Annotated in this window: 5 protein-coding genes; 2 read left to right on the top strand and 3 right to left on the bottom strand. The window is 75.8% G+C overall.

Translation table 11 applies throughout. From position 1 onward, the window contains the following. On the bottom strand, positions 1–1,224 hold a 1,224-nt coding region (locus ATM99_RS14045; RefSeq protein WP_062103500.1), incomplete at its 3' end, for a sensor histidine kinase. Between the two features lie 117 nt (positions 1,225–1,341). On the opposite strand from ATM99_RS14045, the gene ATM99_RS14050 reads away from it, so the two are divergent. Further along, complete coding sequence (locus ATM99_RS14050; protein ID WP_223305102.1) at positions 1,342–2,013, top strand: hypothetical protein; 672 nt, start codon at positions 1,342–1,344, stop codon at positions 2,011–2,013. Positions 2,014–2,031: 18 nt separating this feature from the next. On the opposite strand, the gene ATM99_RS14055 is transcribed toward ATM99_RS14050, so the two are convergent. Further along, positions 2,032–2,376, bottom strand: coding sequence for a helix-turn-helix domain-containing protein (locus tag ATM99_RS14055; RefSeq protein ID WP_062103503.1), 345 nt, complete (start codon positions 2,374–2,376; stop codon positions 2,032–2,034). A 208-nt stretch (positions 2,377–2,584) separates the two neighbouring features. Here ATM99_RS14055 and ATM99_RS14060 point away from each other — a divergent pair, with 208 nt between their 5' ends. Then, positions 2,585–3,448, top strand: a complete 864-nt coding sequence (locus ATM99_RS14060; protein WP_062103501.1) for an SDR family oxidoreductase — start codon at positions 2,585–2,587, stop codon at positions 3,446–3,448. 572 nt (positions 3,449–4,020) lie between these two features. Here the strand turns inward: ATM99_RS14060 and ATM99_RS14065 are convergent. Beyond that, positions 4,021–5,160, bottom strand: a complete 1,140-nt coding sequence (locus ATM99_RS14065; RefSeq protein ID WP_223305104.1) for a Gfo/Idh/MocA family protein — start codon at positions 5,158–5,160, stop codon at positions 4,021–4,023. Positions 5,161–5,313 lie beyond the last annotated feature (153 nt).

Consider the following 5,313-nt stretch of genomic DNA (forward strand, 5'->3'; position numbering starts at 1 on the left):
GGTCAGGGGGAGCGTCGCGCGCACGCGCCACACGTCGTCGGCCGGGCCCGCGGTGAGGGTCCCGCCGAGCGCGGCGGCGCGCTCGCGCATGGTCTGCAGGCCCGTCGACGACGACAGCGCGGGGTCGGCGGGCGCCGGCGCGTGCTCCGGCAGGGCGTTCTCGACGACGAGCGCGAGCGCACCGCCGTCGCGCGTGCAGCGCACCGTCGCGCGCCCCGCGCCGTGCTTGCGCGCGTTGGTCGCGGCCTCCTGCAGGATCCGGAACGCCGCGTGGTCGACCGCCGCGGGCAGGCCGTCCGGCACGTCGCCCAGCACGTCGAGGTCCAGGTCGCGCAGCCGCGCGAGCCCCGCCGGGGCCGTCGTCGCGTCGGGTGCGGCGCCCTCGCGCAGCACGAGGATCATCGCGCGCATCTCGGTCAGCGCGTCGAGCGCACCCGTGCGCGCGGCCGTCAGCGCGGCACGGTCGCGGTCCGTGTCCGGCGGTGCGTTGAGCGCCGCGCCGGTGTGGATCGCGACGGCCGACAGGTGCCCCGCGACCACGTCGTGCAGGTCGCGGGCCATGCGCGCGCGCTCGTCCTGCACGGCGCGCACCCGGTCCAGGGCGGCGATGCGCGCGACGTCGTCGGCGTGCTCACGGGCCAGGTCGGCGCGGGCCCGCTCGGCGTCCGCGCGGCGCGCCTGCTCGGCCGCGAGGGCCTGCGAGCGGCGCACGTCCGTGCCCCACCACCACGGCGGCAGCAGCAGCGCGAGCGCGACGAGCGTGAGCTGCGCGACGTCCTGGGTCCCCAGACCCGCGACCACCGCCGCGACAGGCGTCGCCACGACCAGCGCCGTCAGCGTCCCGAGGACCGCCGCGCGCGGCCGGCCCGACGCCCGCACGGCGACCGTGAAGATCGCGTCGAACAGCACGAGGTACATGCCGAGGCTGCCGCCCAGCGCCGCGTCGGCCAGCGTGAGCACCGTGACGCCCACCAGCGCGCCCACGGGGTGCGTCCGCTTGCCGAGCAGCACGGTCGTCGCGACGACCAGCAGGCCCGCCTGCCACGGCACCGGGCCGCCCGGCAGGTCGACCAGCGGCACGTCGCTGCCGACCATGCGGACGTCCAGCGTCAGCAGCAGCAGGCCCACCAGCAGCAGCGTCACCGAGTCCCACCGCGCGGCCTGCGGGCTCTCTCGCGCGAGCCACCACGTGGCGTCGACGCGGCTGCGCAGGGCGGTGAGCATGCGCCCATCCCAGCACGCGCGCGGCCACGGGCCCTCGTCCGAACGGAGGAGCGCCCGCGCGCAGGACGGTCCGTCCGCCGGACGCGGCCGCGGGCCGGTGCGCGCGACGGTGCTCGCATGGACGTCATCGGGTGGATCCGCGAGAACCCCGTCGCCGCGCTCGTCGTGGCCTGCGAGGTCGCGTTCTGGGTGTTCCTCGCCGCGGCGATCGTCGCGCGGTACGTGCTGCGGCGCCGCCGGCTGTCGACCGTGCTGCTGCTGTGCGAGCCCGCCATCGAGGTGGTGCTGCTCGTCGCGACCGTCGGGGACCTGCTGCGCGGCTCCGAGCCCACGTGGACGCACGGGCTCGCGGCGCTCTACCTGGGATTCACGGTCGCGTTCGGCAGGTACACGGTGCAGCGGGTCGACGCGTGGGTGGCCTGGCGGTTTTTCGACGGCCCGCGCCCGCCCAAGCCCCCGGCGGGCGGCCGCGCGCGGCTCGCGTACGAGTGGCGCCTGTGGCTGCACGTGCTGCTCGCGTGGACCGTCGCCGTGGCCGTGCTCGGCGTGCTCTGGCTCATCGCGAACGCGCCCGACCAGCGCGAGGTGCTGCTCGGATGGGGCGCGCGGGCCTCGCTCGTGCTCGTGCTGTGGTTCGTCACCGGGCCGGTGTGGCAGCTGTTCGCGGGCGGCCTGGGGGAGCGGCCGTCGGACGACGCGGACGGGGGCGCGTCCGACCGGTCGGACGACCGGGCGTCCGGTCTCGCGCGCGGCGCCGCGTCGTCGGCGGGCCGCGACGGAGCGTCGTGACCCCGCGGCAGGGGGTCGTCAGTCGGTGCGCTCGCCGATGATCGCGTCCGCGTGGTCGACGATCCACGACATGAGCGGCAGCAGCCGTGTCGCGAGGTCGACGCCCAGCGGCGACAGCGCGTAGTCGACGCGCGGCGGCACGGTGGCCGTCACGGTGCGCTCGACCAGGCCGTCGGCCTCGAGCGTGCGCAGCGTCTGCGCGAGCATCTTCTCGCTGACGCCCTCGACGACGCGGCGCAGCTCGCCCCAGCGCAGCGTGCGCTCCGAGAGCGCGACGAGCACGAGCACGCCCCACTTCGACGTCACGTGGTCGAGCACGACGCGGCTCGGGCACGCGGCGGGCAGCTGGCCCGCAGCGAGCATCTGCTGCAACGCAGGGGTCGTCACGGGTGTGGTGGCCGTCACGTCGTCGACCACCGACATCGCTGCTGCCTGCATGCTCACCTCCGGGTAGGTACCCGACGAGAAGGTGGGTACCGGGTCGTGGGAAAGTCTAGGTGCACACCGCCGTTGACCCGGACGAGCAACGCAGCACGCGGCCGTCCGGCCGCACCAACCGAGGAGGATCACCATGTCCGTCGTCGTCACCGGGGCCACCGGCCACCTGGGCCGTCTCGTCGTCGAGGGTCTGCTGGACGCGGGCGTCACCGACGTCGTCGCCGGCGCGCGCGGCACCGACCGCGTCGCCGACCTCGTCGCCCGCGGGGCACGCGCCGCCGAGGTCGACTACGACCGCCCCGAGACGCTCGCCGCGGCCTTCGCCGGTGCCGACACGGTCGTGCTCGTCTCGGGCAGCGAGGTCGGGCGCCGCGTGTCGCAGCACCAGGCCGTCGCCGACGCCGCCGTCGCCGCGGGCGTCCGTCGCGTGGTCTACACGTCCGCGCCGCACGCCGACGCGACCGAGCTGGTCCTCGCCCCCGAGCACAAGGCCACCGAGGAGCTCCTCGCCGCGTCGGGCCTGGTCACGACCATCCTGCGCAACAACTGGTACACCGAGAACTACGTGCAGAGCCTGCAGCAGGCCGCCGCGACCGGCGAGATCGTCGGGTCGGTCGGGCAGGGCCGCGTCGCGTCTGCGTCGCGCGAGGACTTCGCGGACGCCATCGTCGCGGTCGTCACGGGCGAGGGTCACGACGGCCAGGTCTACGAGCTCGCGGGCGACGTCGCGTGGACGCACGACGAGCTCGCGGCCGCCGCGTCGCAGGTGCTCGGCCGTGAGGTCGTCTACCGCGACGTCACGCCCGACGAGCAGCGCGCCGGGCTGCTGGCCGCGGGCCTCGACGAGGGCACCGCCGGGTTCGTCGTCGCGCTCGACCAGAACATCAAGGCCGGCACCCTCGCGGACACCGACGGCACCCTGCGCAGCCTCATCGGCCGCCCGACGACCCCCCTCGTCGACGGCCTCAGCGTCGCCTGGGCCGCCGCGACCGCCTGACGGCCGCCCCCTGGCCGCCCGGCTGTCCGTCGGGTGGGACGGTCTGTCCGCGAGACCGGGCCGGCGTCGTTCATCGCCTCGATGCGCGACGCCGGCCCGGTCTCGTCGGGGCGACGTCCCGGTGGGTGGACGTCGGCCCCGTCATCGGTCGCCCGCGGGCACGCGTCGGCGCGACGGATGCCGGCCTGGACGCGTCATCGTGCCGTCGTTCGTCGGGACCGTGATGCGTCGTATCGGGCCGACCGTCGGCGCGACGGATGACGGTGTCGTTCTCTGGTGTCCGCCGGGTGGGACGGGTCGCTCACGACACCGGGCTGACGTCCTCCGTCGGCGAGGTTGCGTGACCTCAGCCCGGTCTCGTCGGGTCCTCGTCCCAGGTCGTGGACCTCGGCCCCGTCGTCGGTCGGCTTCGGGTGCTCGTCGGTGCGAGGGATGACCGTGTCGTCGGGTCGCAACCTCGCGTCGTCGGGGTCGACCCCGTCAACGGTCGCGCTCGGGACCGCGTCGGCACGACGGACGACGAGTCGCTCCCGCCCGACGGATGACGGGGGCGCTCCCGCCCGGCGGACGCGTCAGACAGCGTCGGCCCACGCCTCCGCAGCCGTGCGGACCTCCCGGCCCGTGCGGGCGGACTCCTCGATCGCGAGCCCGAGCAGGTGGTCCTGGCACCCGTCGGCCAGCGGGTACGGCGGCGGTGCATCGCCGCGCAACCATGCGCCGGACGCGTCGAGCAGGTGCGCGACCGCGAGGTCGTCGTCGGCGAGCCGCGCCCCGACGAACGGGTTGCGGTAGAGCACCTGGCCGTCCATCGACAGGTGCTCGAGGTCGAACCCGTCGAGGTTCTGCTCGAGGCCGGCCTGCCGTCGCTCGATGCGCGACGTCAGCACGGTCCGCTCGTCGACGCGGCGCGTGACGGCGTCGTCGACGATCTCGCCGTGCGAGCCGCGCACCACGATGCGGTTGGTGCGCAGCGGGTTGTGCCACTGGTTGTCGGTGAAGTCGTAGAGCACGGACCGCCCGTCGCCGAGGTCGAGCGTCGCCAGGACCTGCCGCGTCGGTTCCGCGTCCACCTTGCCCGTCCACCCGTCGCGCTCGAGCGGCGAGAGCAGCGGCGCCGTGAACGCCTGCGCGTGCACCGTCACGGGCCCGCGCCCGGCGCCCAGCAGGTGCCGCGCGAGACCGGCCGCGTGGTAGAGGTGCGTCGAGGAGACCTGTACCTGTGTCGGCTCGCCGATGGTCCCGGCGGCGACCACGGCGCGTCGTGCCTGGTGGGACGGCATGAACGGCGAGTGCTCCGCGACCTGCACGAGCCCGGTGGGCCCGACGTCGGCCCACAGCGCGCGCAGGCCGTCGACGTCGGGCGCGGGCGGCGTCTCGGCCAGCACCGGCACCGCCGCGTCGACGATCTCGCGCACCGCGTCGGGCGTCACGGGCCACGGCGTCGCGGTCACGACGAGCTCGGGCCGGTCGGGCGCGACGCCCGCACCGGGCAGCGCGCCCGTCACGAGCTCCTCGATCGTGCGGACCGTCGGCACGCCCCACGCGGCCTCGACCCACGCGCCGCGCTCGGCGGTGCGGGTCACGACGCCCACGCACCGGAACCGGTCCGGCAGCAGGCGCGCCACGCGCACGAAGAACTCGGCCCGCCACCCGGACCCCACCACCCCGAACGTCACCGGCTGCGGCACGCGGACCTCCTCGTCGTCGTCCACCGACCCTAGCCGCGCACAGCCCGACCCCCCCGCGGGAGAGGGCGATCCGGCCCCGACCTGTCGTCGTCGACGGCGGGGTGGATCGCCGTCACGGGCGGTCGGTGCGACGGGGGTCGACGTCTCGCCGGGAAGGGGCGACTGGATTGCACTCTC

The organism is Cellulomonas sp. B6, from assembly GCF_001462455.1.
Taxonomy (GTDB): domain Bacteria; phylum Actinomycetota; class Actinomycetes; order Actinomycetales; family Cellulomonadaceae; genus Cellulomonas.

What these genes read in the sequence shown, in the direction of transcription:
- ATM99_RS14060 (WP_062103501.1), top strand. Translation starts at nt 2,585, where the DNA reads ATGTCCGTCGTCGTCACCGGGGCCACCGGCCACCTGGGCCGTCTCGTC.
- ATM99_RS14050 (WP_223305102.1), top strand. Translation starts at nt 1,342, where the DNA reads ATGGACGTCATCGGGTGGATCCGCGAGAACCCCGTCGCCGCGCTCGTC.
- ATM99_RS14055 (WP_062103503.1), bottom strand. Translation starts at nt 2,376, where the DNA reads ATGCTCGCTGCGGGCCAGCTGCCCGCCGCGTGCCCGAGCCGCGTCGTG.